The organism is Companilactobacillus halodurans (genome assembly GCF_009600985.1).
Taxonomy (GTDB): domain Bacteria; phylum Bacillota; class Bacilli; order Lactobacillales; family Lactobacillaceae; genus Companilactobacillus; species Companilactobacillus halodurans.
Window position 1 is genome coordinate 19,183 of record NZ_VDFP01000002.1, and the last position, 18,862, is coordinate 38,044.

Annotated in this window: 19 protein-coding genes; 16 read left to right on the forward strand and 3 right to left on the reverse strand. The window is 36.6% G+C overall.

Annotated elements, in window-relative coordinates; all coding sequences use genetic code 11:
* The first annotated feature begins 14 nt into the window (after window positions 1–14).
* The 9 genes from FHL06_RS01430 (at window position 15) to FHL06_RS01470 (ending at window position 9,257) form a co-directional block, all read left to right on the forward strand.
* Complete coding sequence (locus tag FHL06_RS01430) at window positions 15–761, forward strand: Stp1/IreP family PP2C-type Ser/Thr phosphatase (RefSeq protein ID WP_153384469.1); 747 nt, start codon at window positions 15–17, stop codon at window positions 759–761.
* Complete coding sequence (gene pknB / locus FHL06_RS01435; RefSeq protein WP_153384470.1) at window positions 762–2,753, forward strand: Stk1 family PASTA domain-containing Ser/Thr kinase; 1,992 nt, start codon at window positions 762–764, stop codon at window positions 2,751–2,753.
* A 3-nt stretch (window positions 2,754–2,756) separates the two neighbouring features.
* On the forward strand, window positions 2,757–3,647 hold the full coding sequence (rsgA, locus tag FHL06_RS01440; RefSeq protein WP_153384471.1) for a ribosome small subunit-dependent GTPase A: 891 nt from the start codon (window positions 2,757–2,759) through the stop codon (window positions 3,645–3,647).
* 13 nt (window positions 3,648–3,660) lie between these two features.
* The gene (gene rpe / locus FHL06_RS01445) at window positions 3,661–4,332 is read left to right on the forward strand and encodes a ribulose-phosphate 3-epimerase (protein WP_153384472.1); all 672 of its coding nucleotides are present in this window, start codon (window positions 3,661–3,663) and stop codon (window positions 4,330–4,332) included.
* Window positions 4,332–4,991 carry a thiamine diphosphokinase gene (locus tag FHL06_RS01450; RefSeq protein WP_153384473.1) on the forward strand — a complete coding sequence of 220 codons (660 nt, stop codon included), beginning with the start codon at window positions 4,332–4,334 and terminating at the stop codon, window positions 4,989–4,991. Before rpe ends, FHL06_RS01450 begins: the two co-directional genes overlap by 1 nt.
* A 1,056-nt stretch (window positions 4,992–6,047) precedes the next feature.
* Complete coding sequence (locus tag FHL06_RS01455; RefSeq protein ID WP_153384474.1) at window positions 6,048–6,899, forward strand: MetQ/NlpA family ABC transporter substrate-binding protein; 852 nt, start codon at window positions 6,048–6,050, stop codon at window positions 6,897–6,899.
* Window positions 6,900–6,919: 20 nt separating this feature from the next.
* Window positions 6,920–7,393, forward strand: a complete 474-nt coding sequence (locus FHL06_RS01460; RefSeq protein WP_153384475.1) for an S-ribosylhomocysteine lyase — start codon at window positions 6,920–6,922, stop codon at window positions 7,391–7,393.
* An 18-nt stretch (window positions 7,394–7,411) separates the two neighbouring features.
* Complete coding sequence (locus FHL06_RS01465; RefSeq protein ID WP_153384476.1) at window positions 7,412–8,188, forward strand: SDR family oxidoreductase; 777 nt, start codon at window positions 7,412–7,414, stop codon at window positions 8,186–8,188.
* A gap of 214 nt (window positions 8,189–8,402) precedes the next feature.
* The gene (locus FHL06_RS01470; protein WP_153384477.1) at window positions 8,403–9,257 is read left to right on the forward strand and encodes a MetQ/NlpA family ABC transporter substrate-binding protein; all 855 of its coding nucleotides are present in this window, start codon (window positions 8,403–8,405) and stop codon (window positions 9,255–9,257) included.
* A 117-nt stretch (window positions 9,258–9,374) separates the two neighbouring features.
* Here the strand turns inward: FHL06_RS01470 and FHL06_RS01475 are convergent, their stop codons facing one another.
* Window positions 9,375–9,881, reverse strand: coding sequence for a type 1 glutamine amidotransferase domain-containing protein (locus tag FHL06_RS01475; RefSeq protein ID WP_153384478.1), 507 nt, complete (start codon window positions 9,879–9,881; stop codon window positions 9,375–9,377).
* A gap of 154 nt (window positions 9,882–10,035) precedes the next feature.
* Between FHL06_RS01475 and FHL06_RS01480 the strand changes: the two genes are divergently transcribed.
* Window positions 10,036–11,178, forward strand: coding sequence for a trans-sulfuration enzyme family protein (locus tag FHL06_RS01480; protein WP_153384479.1), 1,143 nt, complete (start codon window positions 10,036–10,038; stop codon window positions 11,176–11,178).
* A gap of 60 nt (window positions 11,179–11,238) precedes the next feature.
* Here FHL06_RS01480 and FHL06_RS01485 read toward each other — a convergent pair whose 3' ends face one another.
* Window positions 11,239–12,039 carry a DUF1565 domain-containing protein gene (locus FHL06_RS01485; protein ID WP_153384480.1) on the reverse strand — a complete coding sequence of 267 codons (801 nt, stop codon included), beginning with the start codon at window positions 12,037–12,039 and terminating at the stop codon, window positions 11,239–11,241.
* Between the two features lie 87 nt (window positions 12,040–12,126).
* Window positions 12,127–12,312, reverse strand: coding sequence for a 50S ribosomal protein L28 (gene rpmB, locus FHL06_RS01490; RefSeq protein ID WP_010019437.1), 186 nt, complete (start codon window positions 12,310–12,312; stop codon window positions 12,127–12,129).
* A 199-nt stretch (window positions 12,313–12,511) separates the two neighbouring features.
* Between rpmB and FHL06_RS01495 the strand changes: the two genes are divergently transcribed.
* The 6 genes from FHL06_RS01495 (at window position 12,512) to rnc (ending at window position 18,857) form a co-directional block, all read left to right on the forward strand.
* Complete coding sequence (locus tag FHL06_RS01495) at window positions 12,512–12,880, forward strand: Asp23/Gls24 family envelope stress response protein (RefSeq protein ID WP_102195136.1); 369 nt, start codon at window positions 12,512–12,514, stop codon at window positions 12,878–12,880.
* 64 nt (window positions 12,881–12,944) lie between these two features.
* Window positions 12,945–14,582, forward strand: coding sequence for a DAK2 domain-containing protein (locus tag FHL06_RS01500; RefSeq protein ID WP_162000187.1), 1,638 nt, complete (start codon window positions 12,945–12,947; stop codon window positions 14,580–14,582).
* A gap of 86 nt (window positions 14,583–14,668) precedes the next feature.
* Window positions 14,669–16,705 (forward strand): ATP-dependent DNA helicase RecG, encoded by a 2,037-nt coding sequence (gene recG, locus FHL06_RS01505; protein WP_153384482.1) that lies wholly within the window; start codon window positions 14,669–14,671, stop codon window positions 16,703–16,705.
* A 114-nt stretch (window positions 16,706–16,819) separates the two neighbouring features.
* Window positions 16,820–17,827, forward strand: coding sequence for a phosphate acyltransferase PlsX (plsX, locus tag FHL06_RS01510; protein WP_153384483.1), 1,008 nt, complete (start codon window positions 16,820–16,822; stop codon window positions 17,825–17,827).
* A gap of 12 nt (window positions 17,828–17,839) precedes the next feature.
* Window positions 17,840–18,082 carry an acyl carrier protein gene (gene acpP, locus FHL06_RS01515; RefSeq protein WP_153384484.1) on the forward strand — a complete coding sequence of 81 codons (243 nt, stop codon included), beginning with the start codon at window positions 17,840–17,842 and terminating at the stop codon, window positions 18,080–18,082.
* 85 nt (window positions 18,083–18,167) lie between these two features.
* Window positions 18,168–18,857, forward strand: coding sequence for a ribonuclease III (gene rnc / locus FHL06_RS01520; protein ID WP_153384485.1), 690 nt, complete (start codon window positions 18,168–18,170; stop codon window positions 18,855–18,857).
* Window positions 18,858–18,862 lie beyond the last annotated feature (5 nt).

An 18,862-nucleotide genomic window follows, 5' to 3' on the forward strand; every position in this document is an offset into this window, starting at 1 on the left:
TAAGGTTGGAACTGATGGAATATGCGTTATTAACTGATGTTGGAAAACTCAGAGAAAACAATCAAGATTATGTGAATGTCTTTAAGAACAAAAAGGGCATTGTTTTTGGAATCGTGGCTGATGGTATGGGCGGACACCGTGGTGGTGACGTTGCTTCTGATATGGCTGTATCCCATTTAGGACATAACTTTGAAGAATCTGAAGTAGACAACATCGATGAGCTTCGCGAATGGATCATTCGCGAATTGAGTAAGGAAAATGACAGAATCGTTTCCGTTTCGAATCAGTTCGATGATTTGAGCGGAATGGGGACCACTATGGTTGGCGTTTTCTTTGTTGGTGGCAAAATGATGGTCGTAAATGTCGGTGATTCAAGATGTTATATCTATACTGACGGCGATTTGAAGCAATTGAGCGTCGATCATTCATTAGTTCACGAATTATTGGAGACAGGTCAGATCAGTCCTGAGGAAGCTAAGAACCATCCTCAGAAAAATATTATTACTCAAACATTAGGCGTTTCTCAAACTGTACAGCCGCGAGTTAAAGACTTCGACTTAGTAGAAAATGCTATTATTTTGTTATGTACCGATGGTTTGACTAACATGGTACCAGAACCAGAGATTAAAAAGATTCTCTCAGAAAAAATAAGTTTGGAAGCTAAATGTCATCTGTTAGTTGACAAAGCTAACTCTGCTGGTGGAAGAGACAATATCACCGCCTTACTCTTTTCTACAAAAGATAACGGAGGTAATCATTAGATGGAAAAAGGTTATCTAGTAGGCGGTCGTTATGAGATTCTAGGTACACTTGGTGAAGGCGGAATGGCTAATGTTTATTTAGCCAATGACACACTGTTAAATCGCAAAGTAGCAGTTAAAGCGTTGCGATATGATCTTCAAGATGACGAATCAGTTAAACGGAGATTTGGGCGTGAAGCCAAGGCAACTAGTGGTCTCTCGAATCCAAACATAGTAAATGTTTTAGATGTTGGTAATGACAACGGAGTGCAATACATTGTAATTGAATATGTCGATGGACCTAATTTGAAGAAATATATCCGGATGCATTTTCCAATTCCGTATCACGAAGTTGTCGATATAATGAAGCAAATTTGTATGGCAGTTTCAGATGCACATGAGCACGGAATTATTCATCGTGATTTGAAACCAGAAAATATTCTGGTCGAAGAGAAAAAAGATCCGATACAAGTCAAAGTGTCTGATTTTGGAATAGCCCTAGCTTTAAGCGAACGTTCGATTACGCGTACGAATTCGCTTTTAGGTTCAGTGCATTATATGTCGCCAGAACAAATCAAAGGACGCTCAGCAACCGTTTTGTCCGATATCTATGCTTTAGGAATAATTTTATTTGAATTATTGACCAAGCATGTACCTTTTACTGGTGACACAGCCGTAACAGTCGCATTGAAGCATTCTAAAGAAGAAATGCCTGACTTGAAAAAAATTGATCCTAATATTCCCCAGCCGCTGGAAAACGTTGTCTTAAAAGCAACAGCTAAAGACCCAGATCAACGTTACCAATCGGTCAAGGAAATGGGTGAAGATCTTAGCACTTGTTTAATGCCAGAACGTTCCCAAGAACCTAAATTTATCCCAACTCCAATAAATGATTTAGAGGAAACTCGAGTAATGGAGCCTTTGGATGAATCAAAGGATGAATCTACTTCGCAAGAAGAGCGTCCCAAGAAGAAAATGAGTCGTAAGAGAAAGATTGTTTTATTAGCGTCACTTGTGCCAATAGTATTGATATTGTTTGTGATAGCGATGGTAATTAAAAGCAATCAAGAGACGACAGTCCCTGATTTATATAATTTGACAGTCAAACAAGCTGGAGTCATGTTGAAGAGCTCGAATCTGTCGACCGGCGATGTTTCAAAAGAAAATGATGATGATATTGAAGCAGGTCATGTCATCAAATCAATTCCGGTCAAAGGTTTAAAATTGAAAAATGGCGCTAAAGTTAATTTGGTTGTTAGCTTGGGTGCTAAGTACTATAAAGTCCCTAAGCTGGTTGGTAAACAATATGACGACGTTTCTGATAATTTGGAAAAACGTGGTTTTAAAGTCAAATTGAAATATAAAGCTACGAATGATTATTCTGCAGGAACAATTATTAAGCAAAGTATTCCTGGTGGCAAAAAAGTCGTTACCAAGAATAAATCTTTGACATTGACGATAGCTAAAGTTAAAACCGTCAAACCGAAGATGGTCAAAGTACGTGATTTGACGGGTTATAATTTAAAGAGCATTCAAGATTATGCAGATGAAGCTGGTTTGACCTTGAGTACTTCTTATGAATATTCAGATGAAACTGAGGAAGGAATCTTGATAAGTCAAACTCCTTCCGCAAATAGTACTATTGCTAAAGGTGGCACATTATCAGTCGTTATTTCTAAGGGCCAAGATGAAAGCAAGTCTAATTCAAGCGATAAAGATAGCGACAGTGACAGCGATAGTAATAGCAGTAATGACAGCAATAATAGCAATAGTTCGTCAAGCACGACGACGGTAAATAAAGAAATCACGGTTCCTTTTGATAGCAATGGCGATAATGAAGTGACGATTTATATTTCTGATGCGACCCACAGTATCAATACGCCGTATAAGTCAATGACGATAACAGCAGATACACCAGTAACATTGAGTTTCAATTTAAGAGATGGACAAACTGGATCCTACGTAGTTGAACGTGATAACAAGACAGTTCTAGGCGGTTCAGTAAATAGGTGATGTATGGAAAAAACAGGTAGAATTATAAAATCAATCAGTGGATTTTATGATGTCTTAGATGATGAAAGTGAAGAACTGATTCGCACGCGTGCCAGAGGCAATTTTAGAAAACGTAAGATTAAGCCTTTGGTCGGCGACAAAGTTAAATTTGATGCCACCGGCGATTTAGGCTATATTTTAGAAATTTTGCCTCGTGACAACAGTTTAGTTCGTCCACCAATTGCTAATGTCGATCAAGCAATCGTGGTTACTTCATCAGCTGAGCCTAATTTTTCGAGTAATTTATTAGATAAAATTTTGCTTAATATTGAGCATAACGGGATTACACCTTTGATTTATTTAACGAAGGCTGATCTCTTAACAAATGAGCAATATTTAGAATTAAAACAAACTTTATCGGGTTATCATGAGGCAGGATATCAAGTATTTGATGACCAAGACAGTTATAATGAAAAGCAGGTCGATAAACTCAAACAAACTTTTGCTAATAAAGTGACTGTTTTTACAGGTCAATCAGGAGCTGGCAAATCAACTTTGTTGAATCATATTGATAAAGATTTGGGACTAGCTACAGCTGCAATCTCACAAACCTTGAATCGTGGGAAACATACAACTAGACAAGTTTCACTATTCGATATTTTTGACGGATTAGTGGCTGATACGCCCGGATTTTCATCGATTGACTTACAAACAATCACTCCAGAAGAGTTACCAACGTTATATCCTGAGTTTTTGAGATACAGTGGCGAGTGCCAATTTAGAGGCTGTCGTCATGTTAATGAACCAAATTGTAAGGTTAAAGAAGAACTTGCCGAGGGTAAGATAATGCAGAGTCGTTATGACAATTATCTATACTTTTTAAACGAAATTAATTCGTACAAAAAAAGATATTGAGGAGTTGAATTATATGACAGTAAAGATTGCACCATCAATTTTATCTGCAGATATTATGAATTTAGAGCGTGACGTGAAAGCAGCTGAACAAGCTGGAGCAGACTTATTCCATATTGATATTATGGACGGTCATTTTGTTCCAAATATGTCCTTTAGTCCTAGCGTGGTCGAAGGGATGTGTAGAGTCACTGATAAACCATTAGATGTACATATGATGATTGAAAATCCAGATGCATATGTTAAACCAATGGTCGATGCTGGTGCCGATACGATTTTAGTTCATGCTGAAAGTACGCAACATATTTACCGTTCAATTGATTTAATCAAGAGTTATGGCGTTAAAGCTGGAGTAGTCGTTAATCCGGGAACGCCTTTAGAAACAGTTAAAGAGTTATTCCCAGTGATTGATCAGATTCTTGTTATGACAGTTAATCCAGGCTTTGGCGGTCAAAAATTTATTCCTAATATGATTAAGAAAATTCAACGTTTGGATCAACTTCGTCAAACAGCAGCCGACGACGATTTTGAGATTGAAGTTGATGGTGGAATCAATGCTGACACAATTGCTAAATGTTCCAAAGCAGGAGCAGATATTTTTGTAGCCGGCTCATATCTTTTCAATGGTCAAGATGGACTGAAGGATAGGATCGACAACTTGAAGAAATTGGCAAAGAAAGAGGAATAATGAAACGAGTTAATATCCTCTTAGGCGGTCCTGAAAGTGAGTACCCTGATGAATTGAGCCAAAGTATCAAAGCTATTCCTGGACCATGGGTTGGTGCCGATCGTGGAGGCTTGCATCTTTTGGCTAACGGCATCATTCCAGAAATTGTTATCGGCGATTTTGACTCGATTGGGAAAAAGGAACAAAAACTCTTACGTGATAACGTACCTGATTTTGAGAAATTTCCACCAGAAAAAGATGATACCGATTCAGAATTATGTTTGTTAGCAGTTAGGGAAAAATTCAATCCTCAAGAATATTATGTTTATGGTGCCACGGGCGGAAGAATTGACCATTTTTTAGTTAATTTGTTCTTGCCCTATGACCCAAGATTTTTAGACTTTTTTGATAAATTGTATTTTAAAGCAGCTACGAATACGATTAGATTCTTTCGTCCCGGTCGCTATACGATTTATCACGAAAATAGCATGCAGTATGTGGCTTTCGTAAACCTGGGACCAGTGACGCATTTGAATTTGTTCGATGCTAAATATAAATTAAAAGATTTCAGCGCTGGTCACCCAATCAGTTGGGCCAGTAATGAATTTGTCAAAGGAACGATTGATTTCAGCTTTGAAAGTGGAATTGTCGCTGTCATCCAAAGTAAAGACAAAAAATAAAAATAAGTATTTCATAATCGTTTAATTTTTTTCGATATGAAATACTTATTTTTTTATTTCATAAGAGAATTGCTCTGTGAAATTTTCATGAACTTAAATAATGATAGAGGATTGTTAACCTCACAATTTGTCCTGTGTTTATAATTATTACACAGAGAACATTACTAGAAGATAAAAATGGAGAGAGGGAGCAATCTATTATTCTATATAATATTTTTCTTTAGTTATGTAATTATTTGCTTAATAATTTCAACAATTAAAACACTGGCGGGGCGTTTAATAACGGGGAAGAAAAAACATTCAAAAAAACTTTTTAGATAATTTTTTAAAAATCTTAGATCCAACAAAATGGATTTATTTATTTTTATAGAGAAACTAATAAATTTATCTATAAAACTACTTAATTAAAAAATTAAAAGTTTTTTTGAATTATTATTGACAAGATGAGTTTATAGGCGTAGATTTATCATCAATCAAACAATTAAAACTTATTTAATTTCATTAGGCGTTGAAGAGAAGAGTAGATCAATTATTAGTTTAGATAGTGACCGCTATTTAGTGAAAAGGCGGGACGAAAGTTGATTGAAGATGAGCTTGGAGTCTTACTGAGGTGAAAGCCAAAGTACGCAAGGATGCGATATCATCCCGGACATGTTAGTGTCGTTGAGGTATCTTGTATGAGCAAGATATGAATTAGGGTGGTACCACGGTGATCGTCCCTACATTGCAGAGTTAGTTTGTGTGCAGTGTAGGGGCGATTTTTGCGTTCTCTTAGTGGTTTCACCACTTAGAGAACGCAAACGGGGGCGTCTAATTGACGCCCGTGAATCATATTTCATAAAATCCATTTCCTTAATTTTAAGCACTTCAATTCAACCACCAAACCAATTCCTACCAACCAAGAACTACCACAAAAATACCACAAAAAAGCTGGTGGGAATTAACCAATAGAAATTAAATAAACCACATCAAACGAGGAGGCTTTACATGTTTGAGTTTTGGCTGATGCCAAACTGAAAAATTAGAGTTTGATTAGAACAATCGAGGGGGAGAATCATGAAGAATTCAAAAAGGATATTATTTTCAATCGTTTTAGCATTATCGGTGTTCTTATTAGTTGGCTGTGGCAAACAAGCTAAAGCAACTGAGGAAGGTAATGTGGTGATTGGTTCGCAAGGCTCAGACTTAAATATCTGGGAACATATTGCTAAGAGTCCACAAGCTAAAGATTTAGGCTTGAATATCAAGACCAAAGAGATTACTGATGGAGCTCAATTAAACAAAGCTACTACCGAAGGTGAAGTTGATGTCAATGCCTTTCAATCCTGGTCTTATTTCCAAGCTTACAATAAGCAAAATCCTAAAGGTAAATTAGCAGCTTTAGGTACAACTTACTTGGAACCTTTAGGAATTTATTCAAAGAAATATAAGAAAGTGAGCGATATTCCTGATGGTACGACCATTGCTATCGCTAATAATCCAGCCAATACATCACGTGACTTATTGTTATTGCAAAAAGCTGGTTTGATTACCTTGAAGAAGAATTTCAATGCTTTAGGCAATACCAAAGATATCACTGCTAATCCTAAGAATTTGAAATTCAAGGAAATCGATGATACTACCGGACCAAGAGTTTTGAATGATGTGCCAGTTGTTTTGATTTCTAACACAGTTGCTCTTGAAAGTGGTTTGCATGTTTTGACTGATTCGATTTATCACGAAAAAGTTGACCAAAGCACTCAAGATAACATCAACATCTTGGCAACAGCCAACAAGAATAAGAACAACAAAACTTATCAAAAACTTGTTAAGTTGTACCACAACAAGAAGATTCAAAAGTATATTCAAAGGAAATACTACGGAACAAAGATTGAGGTTAATAAATCAATCTCAGATTTAGATAAATAAAAATTTAGGAGATATTAATTATGGCAAAAGTTGAAAGTTTTACATTGGATCACACAAAAGTAAAGGCACCTTACGTTAGATTGATTACTGAAGAACATGGAGAAAAGGGCGACGCTATTTCAAACTTTGATTTGCGTTTAGTTCAACCAAATGAAAATGCAATTCCTACCGCTGGCTTACATACGATTGAGCATTTACTAGCTGGACTACTTAGAGATAGATTAGATGGCGTGATTGACTGTTCACCATTTGGCTGTCGTACAGGTTTTCACTTAATTACTTGGGGTGAACACTCAACAACCGAAGTTGCCAAAGCTTTGAAAGGCTCACTTGAAGAAATTGCCGATAAGGTTGAATGGAAGGACGTTCAAGGAACAGACAAGTACAGCTGTGGTAATTATCGTGACCACTCACTATTCTCAGCTAAGGAATGGTCAAAGAAGATTCTTGACGAAGGTATCTCTAACGACCCATACGAACGTCACGTAATCTAGTCAAAAGAAGGTAGAACAATGAGTCTATTTACATCCTTAGAAAAAGAAATTGTTCTTGTCACAGGTGGTTTTCAAGGGATTGGTCGACAAGTCGTTGAAACCTTCCAAGATGAGAAAGCAATTGTGATAGCGGCTGACTTAGCCTACCAAAACACGCAATTGGAACAGAAGAATGATCAAGAATATCAAATCAAGTTAGACGTCAGCAATGAAAAAAGCGTTCAGAATCTCGCTGAACAATTGAAATCGCAAAATCTAACTCCAAATATTTTGGTAAACGTTGCCGGAATTTCAACTATGGACTATTTGGTCGATAGTAAAACTTCTGACTTCGATAAGACAATTGCTGTCAATACTCGTGGGACTTATCTAGTGACCAAATATATCGTCAAATTGATGGTCGCAAAGAAACGTCCTGGAAAAGTTGTTTTGATTGCTTCACAAGCCGGTAAGAATGGTTATCGAGCTATGTCAGCCTATGTAGCTTCAAAGCATGCCGTTTTAAGTTTGACCAAGACCTTAGCGATTGAAGTTGCTAAAGACCAAATCAACGTCAATGCTGTCTGTCCCGGAATCATCGAAACTTCCATGAAGCACCGTGAAAGAAAAGATGGAGCAAAGATTCGTGGGTTATCACCAGATGACATTGAAAAAGAAGACAATAGTCAAGTTCCACTGGGAAGAACTGGAACTCCTCAAGATGTCGCTAACGTAGTGTTGTTTTTGGCTAGTCCACTGTCAGATTATATGACAGGACAAGGAATCAACGTTACTGGCGGCATGACGATGAATTAAAGATTTTTACTTATAAAATTCAAAAGTACGCACAGGATGCGAGTCATCCTAGATAATAGAATTTATTGAAATATTTTGTGAGAACAAAATATAGGGTGATGTCGCATAAAATGCGTCCCTATATCGTAGATTAACGATGTAGGGACGCATTTTTTTCAAATTTTTCTACCACGATTAAATTTTTGAAAAAGCAGAATATAAGGGGAAACTAGGGATGAAGAATTCAAAAAGGATATTTTTAGTAATTGGTTTAGCATTATCGATTATTTTATTGGTCGGCTGTGGCAAACAATCGAAGGCAGCTTCAGAAACAGGCACGGTCACGATTGGTTCGCATACTTCAGATTTACAGATTTGGGAACATATTGCTAAAAGTCCTCAAGCTAAAAAACTAAATTTGAAGATTAAAACTAAAGTAATTTCTGACGGAGCACAATTAAATGCTGCCACAAGCGATGGTCAAGTCGATGTCAATGCTTTTCAGTCGTATTCATACTTTGAGGCCTATAACAAACAAAATCCTAAGGGTAAATTAGCAGCCCTTGGAACGACTTATTTGGAACCAATGGGGATTTATTCAAAGAAATATAAAAAAATTAATGATATTCCTGACGGTACAACGTTCGCAATTCCTAATGATCCGGCTAATACTTCGAGAGCCTTGAAATTGCTGGAAAGTGCTGGTTTAGTCACATTAAAGAAAAGCTTCAATGCTTTTAGCGATACGAAAGATATTAAATCTAATCCGAAGAATTTGAAATTTAAAGAAATTGATGATGGTACAGGACCACGTGTTTTAAATGACGTACCGGTTGTCTTAATCGGAAACAGTATCGCTCTTGCTGGGGGATTGCACGTCTTGCAGGATTCAATTTATCATGAAAAGATTGACCAAAGCACTAAAGTAAATGTTAATGTTTTAGCGACAGCGCAGAAGAATAAAAATAATCCCACTTTCAAGAAATTAGTCGAGTTATACCACGATAAGGAAATTCAGAAATATATTAGTAAAAAGTATTATGGAACTAAAGTCGACGTTAATAAATCAATTTCATATTTGAATAAATAGGTTTGAAAACATTAAGAATTTAGTTATTCAGAAATAAAAAATGAGCAACTTCCAAACCTTTTGGCTTGTAGGTTGCTCATTTTTGTAAAAGCTTTTAAATCATTTTTTCAAAATTTATTAAGCTAATTCGTTAACGATAGCTTTGTTGAAGGCATCCAAATCATCAGGTGTGCGACTTGTGATCAAATGACGGTCGATAACAACTGGTTCGTCTTTGACGATTCCACCAGCATAGTAAAGGTCTGTTTGAACTGTTTCATATGAAGTCAAAGTTCTACCTTTAACGAGACCTGTTTGCATCAACAATTGTGGGCCGTGGCAAATTGAGAAGACGGCTTTGTCAGTCAACATGAACTTCTTAGCTAATTCTACGAAACGGTCATCGCTACGTAGATTGTCAGGTGAGAAGCCACCAGGAATCAAAAGTGCATCGTAATCGTCAGCCTTGATGTCATCGATACCTTTGTCAGTTGTAAATTCAGTACCGTGCTTACCAGTTAATTTTTCATTAGCGTTAGCACCAACTAAAGTAACTTCGTTACCTGCATCTGTTAAAGCCTTGGCAGGGGATGTATATTCGATATCCTCGACATCGTTTGCCATTACTGCAATAATTTTACTCATTATTCATACTCCTTCATTAATCAATAATTATAATTCTACTAGTAGTTAAAGGGATGAATCAAATATTTTACCTTATAAATAAAATTATTGTTAATATTAGAGGCGTGTGAGAGATAATTTGATGTTTTTGGTAAATCGATTAAGGAGGAAAAATATGACAGAATTCGATACGAAATTAGTTCATGGAAAACCACAAGATGATAATAATACAGGGGCGGTCAATGTCCCAATCTATAACTCTTCAACTTATATTTATCCATCGGTGGAAGCTGATGTGAAATATGATTATGAACGTTCAGGTAATCCAACTAGAAATTACTTGGAGGAGCAAGTGGCGCAATTAGAAGATGGTTATGGAGGATTTGCCTTTTCATCTGGTTCAGCAGCAATTCACGCTGTTTTAGCAATCTTTAAACCTGGCGACCACTTGATTATTGGAAAAGAGATTTACGGTGGCACTTTTAGAATCATCAATGAATTTTTTAAACGCTGGCAAATTGAATTTACTGCTGTGGATACACAAAATCCTTCAGAAATTGAACAGGCTATTAGACCAAATACTAGAGCAATTTATTTCGAGAGTTTTACCAATCCACTGTTACACGTCACAAGTGTCAAGAAAACGGCAGCAGTCGCCAAAAAGCATCAATTGTTAACGATTGTTGACAATACTTTCTTATCGCCTTACTTGCAACGTCCCTTAGATTTAGGAGCTGATATTGTGATTCATTCGGCTACTAAATATCTCAGTGGCCATTCGGATGTCATTGCCGGTATAGCTGTTGCAAAAGATAAAGCGATTGCTGATCGAATTTATTTCAATCAAAACAGTATCGGTTCGACTTTATCGCCGGAAGATTCCAATCTGGTTCGTCGTGGGATTCAAACATTAGCCGTTAGAATGGATCGACACCTCAGTAATGCTAAAAAAATCGTCGAATTCCTTCAAAAACGACCAGAAATTGAAAAAATTTACTATCCAGGCATCAGCGGCACGAAAGACCATGAAATAGCTCAAAAAGAGGCTGATGGCTTTGGTGGGATTGTCTCATTCGAGTTAAAAGAAGGATTAGATACAACCAAGTTTGTTGAAGGGACAAAATTGATTCAGTTAGCAGTCAGTTTAGGGGCTGTCGAGAGTTTGATTGAGTTGCCATATAAAATGACTCATGCAGAACTTTCGCCTGAAGAACAATTAAAGGCTGGCATCACGCATCAATTAGTTCGTCTATCAGTTGGAATTGAAGATCCTAAGGATTTGATTTCTGATTTAGCTCAAAGTTTAGACAAATTATAATTTAAAGTATGAAACAAAAAAGGCACTCGCAATTTAAAAATTGTGAGTGCCTTTTAATATTTAATCAGTTGGTGGTCGTCTGCCATCAACTAAAATTCGAGATGCTTCATCAAATTTGAAATGGATTCTTTGTGATTCCGGTTCAAAGTTATCCACCGCAAAGCTGCTCTTGAGAATTCTGATTTGAGGAGAATTCCTAATAAAAATTAAATCTTGGCCAATCATTTCTGAAGAGCTTTTAACAGCCAAATCATTTTTATTGAGAGTTTTCGTAGAATCGACAGTCAAATTCTTGAAGAATAATTGTGAGTGACGTCTTAATTCCAATTTATGAGCCACAAAAGAATTTCTCAAAAAGACGGTCGAATTCTTTTGGAACAACAATTGAAAGAAAGTACTGTCCGCAAATAATTGACTGTTCTCAAGCGAAAGTCCAATGGCTTTAGTTTTAGCACCGGTCAAAATATTGGAGTCTTTAAATGAAAAGGAGGCATTTTGACCATAGATTGTATCCCAATCATCAGAAGTATTGCGGTCAATAGTGATGTTATTGCCGTATACCTTAGCTCCATCATAAGCAGATAGGGTATTATCAGAATCTGCCGTATAATTAATGGTGAGATTTTTAAAAATTACCAAGCAGTCGGCGCCAATTGTAAAGCTGCAATATAATTTAACGGCACCTTTAGTATTTGATTTGCCGACAATGGTTATATTTCGTCTAACGGTACAAATAAAGGGATTATTTTTTGAAAAATATTCTCCAGGCATTAATTCGATTATGTCGCCATCTCGAGCATTGACGATAGCTGAAGAAAGCAGTTCATCAGTGTTATTTTGATTGCCAATTGTGATTTTCATAAAAATCCCTCCTTGATCTACTACTATTGTAAAATAAAAGAGACCAACAACTTAAGTGTTAGTCTCTTTTAAATTATTAAGTGATAATTATACACGAGTAACTTTTCCTGATTTCAATGCTCTAGCTGAAACCCATACACGTTTTGGCTTACCATCAACCATGATACGAACTTTTTGCAAGTTTGGCTTCCAAGAACGTTTTGACTGGTTAAGAGCGTGTGAACGTTTGTTACCGAACACTGTTTTACGGCCTGTAATAATATCTTTTGCCATGGGACCGACCTCCTTTGGCTACATGTTTTTTCTTTAAAATATCACCTGACTAATTTACCATAACTAGAAACCTAAATCAATAGAATAATTAGGGATTAATCTGCTTTTCTGTGGTTTAAATCTTTAATTAGAATTGTTGCTATGATAGAATTTTATTGTTTATGATAGATTTAGGTCCAAAGAATAGGAGGATCCAGAAATGGCAGTTACAATTAAAACAAAACATGGTGAAATTGATGTTTCAACAAATACTGTTGCCACAATCGTTGGTGGCGCTGCATCTGATATCTACGGTATCGTAGGGATGGCAAGCAAGAATCAATTGCGTGATGGCATGAATACAATTTTGAACCGTGAAGATTTTTCTAGAGGTATAGTGATCCATCAAGAAGATGGTAAACTGGCCGTTGATGTCTACATAATCGTTGGATATGGCATTAAAATATCTGAAGTAGCAAAAAATTTAAAAGAAAAAGTAAAATACAACCTAGAAACAATGCTTGGTACACCAGCTGGCACTGTTAATGTTTACGTTCAAGGAATTAAAGTTTTGGACGATATTGAATAGATAAAGCTGGTTGGAGGGGAAACTTTTGAGCAAAGAAACAATTACAAAAAAAGAATTTTCAGATATGGTGCGAGTTGCATCCCATAGACTGGAAAAGAATGCTAAGTTTGTTAACTCATTGAACGTCTTTCCGGTTCCTGATGGCGATACCGGAACTAATATGAGTTTGACAATACAAAGCGGTTTTAAAGCTGTTAATGAATCAGAAAGCGATCACGTCGGTACTTTGGGAAAAGCTCTGGCAAAGGGAGTTTTGATGGGTGCTCGTGGTAATTCTGGAGTTATTACATCACAAATTTTCCGTGGCTTTTCAAAAAGTATCGAGAAAAAGGATAGCTTAACGGCTATGGATTTAGCTAAAGCTTTTGACGATGGGGTCAAGACGGCTTATAAGGCTGTTATGAAACCAGTTGAAGGAACTATCTTAACAGTCGCACGTTTTGGTGCCGAAGCTGGAATGAAAAAAGTTAAAACGACTAACGATTTAGTTGAAGTGATGAAGGCAGTTGTTAAGGGTTCTAAAGCCGGTTTGGAGAAAACTCCATCATTGCTTCCAGTTTTAAAGGAAGTTGGCGTAGTTGATTCAGGTGGACAAGGATTAGTCTTTATCTATGAAGGCTTCTTAGAAGGCTTGAGTGGCGAAAAGGCCAGTGACGAAGAATATATCCCTGATGAAAGAGATATGACTGAGATGGTCAATGCTACGCATCATCAATCAGTTCAAGGTCAATTCAATACCGATGAAATCAAAAATGGTTTCTGTACTGAAATGATGGTTGAATTGGGTAAAGATGCTACGACTGATGAAAAATTCGATAATGATACATTACGCAATTATTTAGATAAAATTGGTGATTCATTAATTGTTGTCTCTGATGATGAAGTCGTCAAAGTCCACGTTCACACTAACTATCCTTATAAAGTTTGGGAAGCTGGTCGAAAATATGGTGCTTTAACTAAAATCAAGATTGATAATATGAGATTGCAACACGAAACAATCGTTGATGAAGATGAGCCAGTAACTCCAGAAACTAATGCACAGCCAATTGATTATGCGGTGATTGCAGTTTCATCTGGTGAAGGTCTAACTAAATTGTTTGAGAGTTTAGGCGTAACTAGCGTTATCAGTGGTGGTCAAACAATGAATCCATCAACGAATGATATTGTTGATGCAATCAATAAATCTAATGCTAAGCGTGCTTTGGTCTTGCCAAATAATGGAAATATCATTATGGCTGCAAAACAAGCGGTTGATTTAGTTGATATTCCAGTTGCTATCGTTGGTTCTAAGACAATTTCACAAGGAATGACAGCTATGCTTTCATTCAATCCTGAAGCTGAACTAGAAGAAAACGAAGAAAACATGGAAGATTCATTGGACACGGTTAAGAGTGGTCAAATCACTCAAGCTATCCGTGATACTGAAATCGACGGTTTGAAGATTACTAAAGGTCATTACATGGGCATCGTTGACGGCAAGATTTTAGTTGATGATGAAGACATCATTGATGGTACTGAAAAAATGCTCGATCAAATGATCGATGAAGACAGTGAAGTTATTACGATTTTGGTGGGTCAAGATGGTGATAAGAAAGATGCACAAAAAGTTGCTGATTACTTAGATGATAAATATTCAGACTTAGAAACTGAAATTCATCAAGGTGACCAACCCGTATACCCATACTTAGTTTCGGTTGAATAATAAGGAGGAGGCTGTGATGAAACGATTCGTTTTGTCATGGTCTTTTTATTTTCTAAGAGCTTTTTAGAGAAAAGGAGGGAAAATGTATGGATCTAAGAAAAGTGTCACTCTCGGTTTTGCCCGGTGTTGGTCCAAAGAGATTAGAATCGCTTCAGTCTCTAGGAATCAATAATGTCTATGATTTGTTGTTCTACTTTCCTTTTCGCTATGAGGACATGGAGGCAAAGTCATTAGACCAAGCCGCTGATCAAGAAAAAATACTCTTAAAAGGAGTCGTTGCTAGTGATCCCGCGGTGTTTAGATTTGGTTATAAGAAAACTCGTTTAAATGTGCGCTTGTTAGTTGAGAACGAATCAATTATGGTGACTTTTTTCAATCAACCTTGGTTGAAAGATAAATTTGAAACTGGCAATGAAGCCGCTGTTTATGGCAAATGGAATGAGAACCGCCGGTCTTTGACGGGGATGAAGGTCATTGATGTCAATTCTGATGACTCGATTGATTCAGTTTATTCAGTCAATAAGAGTATTCATCAAAAAACTTTGGTCAATTTGATTAAAGCAGCTTATGAAAAATATGCTGACGAAATTGAAACCATCATTCCTGATTATTTGCGTGAAAAATATAAATTGTTAGATGATCGTCAAATCGTTTCTGGAGTTCATTTTCCAAAGAGTGAAGAACAAAGCGATGCGGCCAGAAGAAGTGCTAAGTTTCGAGAGTTTTTCTTATTCCAATGCGGTTTACAGAGTATTAAACTAGAAGATGAACAAAAAAATATTGGCATCGAAGAAAAATATGATCAGACCTTTATTGATAAATTTGTTCAAGGGTTACCTTTTGAATTGACTGAAGCTCAAAATCGAGTCGTTCAAGAAATTTTAAATGATATGGCATCAAAACATCATATGAATCGTCTCTTGCAAGGTGATGTTGGTTCTGGTAAAACTATCGTTTCAGTCATTGCCATGCTAGCTTCAGTGACAGCCGGATATCAGGCTGCAATTATGGCGCCGACTGAAATTTTAGCTCAGCAACACTTTGATAAAATTAGTAAATTGTTGACGCCTTTAAAAATGCGAACAGCATTATTGACTGGTTCGCAAACAAAAAAAGAACATGATTTTATTACTGGCGATATTAAAAATGGCAAAACGAATGTTATTGTTGGAACCCACGCTTTGATTCAAGATAGCGTCGATTTTAAGAATCTGGGCTTGATTGTAATTGATGAGCAACATCGATTTGGGGTTAATCAGCGTAAAGCAATGCGTGAAAAGGGCGATAATCCAGATGTTTTAGCGATGACAGCGACACCGATTCCTCGAACCTTGGCTATCACGACTTACGGTGATATGGATGTTTCAAGAATTGACCAATTGCCAGCTGGACGTAAGAAAGTTGAGACATATTGGATTAGAAGTCAAAAAGTCGAACAAATGTATCATTTTGTTGAAAAAGAATTAACGACTGGTGCTCAGGTTTATGTGGTTACACCCTTGATTTCGGAATCTGAAAAAATGGATTTAAAAAATGCTGAGTTGATTTATGACAAATTCACGGAATTATTTGGCGATAAATACCAAATTGGGCTCTTGCATGGACAAATGCCAAATGATCAAAAAGAAAGCGTCATGAACGATTTTAGCGATAAAAAAATTGATATTTTGGTTTCAACCACAGTCATTGAAGTTGGAGTCGATGTTCCCAATGCTTCGGTAATGGTAATTTATGATGCCAATCGATTTGGCTTGTCGCAACTGCATCAATTGCGTGGTCGAGTTGGACGAGGAAAAAAGCAATCGTATTGTATCTTGATAGCAGATCCTAATAATGAAGCCGCGGTGGAACGGATGAAAATTTTGACTTCGACAAATGATGGTTTCGTCTTAGCCGAAGAGGATTTGAAGATGCGTGGTGCTGGAGATCTGTTAGGTAATCGGCAATCAGGTTTGCCTGAATTTAAGGTCGGTAATCCAATCAATGATATTAATATACTAGAAGTTGCTCAAGAAGAGGCCACGAGATTATTTACTGACAAGAAGTTGTTAAATAGTCCAAAGACCAAAGCACTTAAAACGTTTATCGGACAAGAGTTCGATCAATTAAATAACTTTGATTAAATTTAAGAATAATTAAGGAAAAATCTTGCTTTTTGGTATCTCGTTTTGAATTGTAAGGATACACTTAAGATATTGGATTTTTTCAAGCTAAATCTAAATAGGTGAGGAAATAAAATGAAAATAGCAGTTGACGCTATGGGTGGAGATAACGCTCCCCAAGTAGTCGTTGAGGGAATTGAAAAAGCTCGCGATGAATGGTCAGATTTAGAATTTACTTTGTATGGTAAAGAATCAGAAATAAAAAAATATTTAAAAGATGATAAGAATATCAAAATCGTTCATACTGACGAACAAATTTTGGGAACAGATGAACCTGTAAGAGCGATTCGTTCGAAAAAGAATGCTTCAATGGTTTTAGCAGCTAAGTCAGTTAAAGATGGCGAAAATGATGCTTTGTTTTCTTTAGGTAATACAGGTGCTTTATTAGCAGCTGGAATCTTTGTCGTTGGCCGAATCAAACAAGTTGCTAGACCAGCTTTAATGCCAACTTTGCCAGCTACCAATTCAACACGCGGGGTCAATATGTTAGATGTTGGCGCTAATGCTGAAGCTAAGCCCGCCTATTTACAGCAGTGGGCAATCATGGGGTCGATTTATGCACATGATGTTAAAAAAATCGACAATCCACGAGTTGCTTTGTTGAATAATGGGGCTGAATACGACAAGGGCGATAAGTTGCATAAAGAGACTTATCAACTATTAAAAGAGACCAAGGGCATCAATTTTATTGGTAATTTAGAATCGAATAATATCTTAGCTGGAAAAGCTGATGTCATCGTTACTGATGGCTTTACTGGAAATGCGGCTTTGAAGGCAACTGAAGGAACCGCTACGATCTTGTTGAAACAGCTTAAAGATGCCTTGCTAAATAATGGTATCTTTACTAAAATGGGTGCAGCTATCGTTTCTCCATCGCTTAAAGGTATGAAGAAAATGTTTGATACTTCGCAAGCTGGTGGAGCTGTTTTACTCGGTTTAAAGTCACCAGTGATTAAAGCTCACGGTGCGGCTGACAGTAGAACGGTCTATTATACTGTTAAACAAATTTATGATATGTTATCTAACGATACTATTAATAAAGCAAATAAATATTTTGAACAAATGGATCAAGAAGAAAAATAAGGGAGAACCTCTATGACAGAACAAGAAGTTTTTGACAAAATCGTTTCATTGATTGCAGATAAATTTGAAGTAGAACCATCGACAATTACTAAGGAAACATCTTTCACCAAGGATCTTGATGCTGATTCAATCGACCTTGTTGAATTTGTTTTGGAACTTGAAGATGCTTTCGGTTCAGAGATTCCAGATGACGATGCCGAGAAGATTACGACTGTCGGCGAAGCAGTCAGCTATATTTCATCACATCAAAAATAAGGCCATGAGGTCTTATTTTTTTATCCAACGAATTATTTAAGTAAAAAGTTTAGTATAATTAGTATTATTGGAAAGGGGACACGTTATGTTAGATCCAAAATTCTTAGAATTTTTAGATGAAAAATACGGAATTAAATTTGACAATAAAAAATTAGTCGAAAGAGCAATGACTCATTCTTCTTTTGACAATGAACATAAAGAATTAGGTATCGGTGACTATGAAAGATTGGAATTTTTGGGGGATGCTGTCCTAGAAATCAATATCTCACGTTATCTATTTGAAAAATATCCTGACTTGCCCGAAGGTAAATTGACTCGCTTAAGATCAGATATCGTCAGAACGGATAGTTTTGCCCGTTTTGCCAAGGAAATCAATATTGATAAGTATCTATTGATTGGTAAAGGTGAAGAAAAACAAGGCGCTCGTCAAAGACATACTTTACTTGAAGATATCTTTGAAGCCTTCAACGGTGCTCTTTACTTAGATCAAGGCAATCAAGTAGTCAACGATTTCTTGAAAAAGGTCGTTTATCCACATATCGATTCAGGGGAATTTTCTGAAGATACTGACTTTAAGACTCACTTGCAGGAAAGATTGCAACAATCTGGAGAAGTTGAAATTGATTACAAAGTAATCGATGAAGAAGGTCCTGATCACGATAAGAAATTCAAAGTTGAATTAATCGCTAACGGAAAGATTTTATCTAAGGGCTTAGGTTACAGCAAGAAGCACGCCGAACAAATGGCAGCTAAGAGAGTATTAGAAGAATTATAGGAGTT

Coding starts and splice junctions, on each gene's coding strand:
- FHL06_RS01430 (WP_153384469.1), top strand. CDS start 15: ATGGAATATGCGTTATTAACTGATGTTGGAAAACTCAGAGAAAACAAT.
- pknB (WP_153384470.1), top strand. CDS start 762: ATGGAAAAAGGTTATCTAGTAGGCGGTCGTTATGAGATTCTAGGTACA.
- rsgA (WP_153384471.1), top strand. CDS start 2,757: ATGGAAAAAACAGGTAGAATTATAAAATCAATCAGTGGATTTTATGAT.
- rpe (WP_153384472.1), top strand. CDS start 3,661: ATGACAGTAAAGATTGCACCATCAATTTTATCTGCAGATATTATGAAT.
- FHL06_RS01450 (WP_153384473.1), top strand. CDS start 4,332: ATGAAACGAGTTAATATCCTCTTAGGCGGTCCTGAAAGTGAGTACCCT.
- FHL06_RS01455 (WP_153384474.1), top strand. CDS start 6,048: ATGAAGAATTCAAAAAGGATATTATTTTCAATCGTTTTAGCATTATCG.
- FHL06_RS01460 (WP_153384475.1), top strand. CDS start 6,920: ATGGCAAAAGTTGAAAGTTTTACATTGGATCACACAAAAGTAAAGGCA.
- FHL06_RS01465 (WP_153384476.1), top strand. CDS start 7,412: ATGAGTCTATTTACATCCTTAGAAAAAGAAATTGTTCTTGTCACAGGT.
- FHL06_RS01470 (WP_153384477.1), top strand. CDS start 8,403: ATGAAGAATTCAAAAAGGATATTTTTAGTAATTGGTTTAGCATTATCG.
- FHL06_RS01475 (WP_153384478.1), bottom strand. CDS start 9,881: ATGAGTAAAATTATTGCAGTAATGGCAAACGATGTCGAGGATATCGAA.
- FHL06_RS01480 (WP_153384479.1), top strand. CDS start 10,036: ATGACAGAATTCGATACGAAATTAGTTCATGGAAAACCACAAGATGAT.
- FHL06_RS01485 (WP_153384480.1), bottom strand. CDS start 12,039: ATGAAAATCACAATTGGCAATCAAAATAACACTGATGAACTGCTTTCT.
- rpmB (WP_010019437.1), bottom strand. CDS start 12,312: ATGGCAAAAGATATTATTACAGGCCGTAAAACAGTGTTCGGTAACAAA.
- FHL06_RS01495 (WP_102195136.1), top strand. CDS start 12,512: ATGGCAGTTACAATTAAAACAAAACATGGTGAAATTGATGTTTCAACA.
- FHL06_RS01500 (WP_162000187.1), top strand. CDS start 12,945: ATGGTGCGAGTTGCATCCCATAGACTGGAAAAGAATGCTAAGTTTGTT.
- recG (WP_153384482.1), top strand. CDS start 14,669: ATGGATCTAAGAAAAGTGTCACTCTCGGTTTTGCCCGGTGTTGGTCCA.
- plsX (WP_153384483.1), top strand. CDS start 16,820: ATGAAAATAGCAGTTGACGCTATGGGTGGAGATAACGCTCCCCAAGTA.
- acpP (WP_153384484.1), top strand. CDS start 17,840: ATGACAGAACAAGAAGTTTTTGACAAAATCGTTTCATTGATTGCAGAT.
- rnc (WP_153384485.1), top strand. CDS start 18,168: ATGTTAGATCCAAAATTCTTAGAATTTTTAGATGAAAAATACGGAATT.